Below are 2,129 nucleotides of genomic sequence, written 5' to 3'. Positions count from 1 at the left end.
AGTGGAGACCGGTCTCCACTACGCCCGCTCCTACGCGGCACTGCACGGCGATCTCAACGCATCACCCTCCGACCGGCACGAGGGCTTCCCCGTCGGAGGCTGGCTGGCCCGCCAGCGACACCAAGCCAACCTCTACACCGGCAAGTTCGCCGCGCCCTACCCAGCCGACTCGCTCCTGGCAGCCGTCGACCCGTGGTGGAACCCCCCGTGGAACGGGGACTGGCAGATCAACCACCGCGCCGCCCGCAAACTCGTCGAAGACGGTCTCAGGCTCCTCCCCGACCAAGGATTCCCCGGCACCCCCGACTGGACTGGGCAGTGGCTCTACACCCAGTGCGTCGCCTACCAGAACCTCCACCCGGGGCAGCAACACAGGCTCACGCAACTCGGCATCACCGCCACCAATGCCCCCACCGCACGGCCCCGTCGCGTCACCCAGCAATCCTCATTCGACACCGGCCTGGGCCACGCCCGCTCCTACGCTGCCCGACACGGACACCTCGCCGTGCCCAGAAGCGCGAACCACCACGGCTACCGGCTGGGGACATGGCTCGCCCAACAACGCAAACGGGCCGCCAACGGCCGACTCCCCCACCGTCGCGCCGAGGCCCTCGACGTCCTTGACTCATGGTGGAACCCATCCTGGGGCCTACCATGGCAAATCACCTACCATGCCGTCAGAAACGAGATCCGCGACCACGTTCTGAACGCGGCCGCAGGTTTCCCCGGACTTCCTCCAGCCGCCACCAGATGGCTGCTCACCCAGTGCATCAACTATGACGACCTCCATCCGGGCCAGCAGGAACTCCTGACCGGCCTTGGCATAACACCCCAGGACGCACACGCCGCCCGCCCCCAGCAGGAAACACGCACGCGCCGCAGAACCGGCGCCAGCTGGTCGCGCCCCACAACCGTCTCGTCATCCATCGACGGCGGCCTGCCCTACGCCCGCTCCTACGCACACACTCACGGCGGACTCGGCACCGCCCACTACACCACCGAACACGACGGATTCCCCCTGGGCTGGTGGCTGTACGAGCAGCGCAAACGCGCCGTCGCCCACCTACGCCGCACCGGCCTGCCCTGGCCCCACGACACACAGCTCACCGCACTCGACCCGTGGTGGAACCCACCCTGGCGGGTCTCCTGGAACCACAGCTATCACCAAGCCCACGCCCACCACACCGCCGGCCACGCCTTCCCCGGCACGACCACTAAATGGATCCGCACCCAGCAGCGCGCCTGGAACCAGCTCCAACCCCCACCAACAACACCTCCTGAGCACCCTCGGCATCCACGAATCCACACCCCTGATCAGCTACAACAGCCGCCCAACGAAACTGACCGGCCAACCAATAGAACTGACCAACGGACCTACGGCCACCCCGAAGCAGGAAACCCACAGCTCACAGACCCCGCCCGCCCCCAGCCCGCAAGCAACGTCAAGCCCCTCGCCACCACAGACCACACCGCCAGCCCCAACCAGCCAACTGATCAGCCCAGCTCAACACCCCGAACACTGATCAGATGGAACGAGCCACGACAGCACCTCATCGAGGGTCGAGGGCCCGGGATCACGAACAGGCTGACCCACCTCGGATGACCAATTGGGACGAAAGCGTCCTACGAAGTCTGTGAAGTCGTTCCGCAGATACCGAGAGTCGGACGGCTTCAGTCGGATCTGCTGACGTCTGTCTGCCCACCAGATCTCGAAATCCGCAATCGCGCCTTCCGCCGGCCAGTCATCGCTTCGTTCCGGAAGCAACAGGACGTCGACGAAGCCTCCGACGCTCAGGCCGATGTCCACGAAGATCCCGATCGCACCGGGCCGGGGAACCTTCACGACGGTGCCCTCGAAAACCTGGCCAAAGCGCAGCCCCCTCCGAATCCGAGCCCACTCGGCATCTGTCACCACGAACGCATCTTCGCACCCTGGTCCGGATCAGGAGCAATCACATCCGGGCTGCAGGGTCCCCTCACACCGTCTGGGCGACACAGCACTGCCGTCACTTCTCGTGAACATTCCCCGACAGGCAGACGCTCAACTGCTGCTGAAACTCATCAACAAACGCCGTCACTGAAAGTGAACGAAGCCAGACCTGGCGTTGTATGGACAACAGCGGGGCCGG

At 65.5% G+C, this 2,129-nt stretch carries 1 protein-coding gene; it reads left to right on the top strand.

Annotation, left to right across the window (positions count from 1 at the left end):
• Positions 1–1,603: helicase associated domain-containing protein (locus BFF77_RS33375; protein WP_211280261.1), on the top strand; the 1,603-nt coding region annotated here is incomplete at its 5' end.
• Between the last annotated feature and the right edge of the window lie 526 nt (positions 1,604–2,129).

The sequence above is a fragment of the Streptomyces lushanensis genome (assembly GCF_001700515.1).
Taxonomy (GTDB): Bacteria; Actinomycetota; Actinomycetes; order Streptomycetales; family Streptomycetaceae; genus Streptomyces; species Streptomyces lushanensis.
Note: the sequence above shows the minus strand (reverse complement) of the source record. Positions and strands in the feature narration are given on the sequence as shown.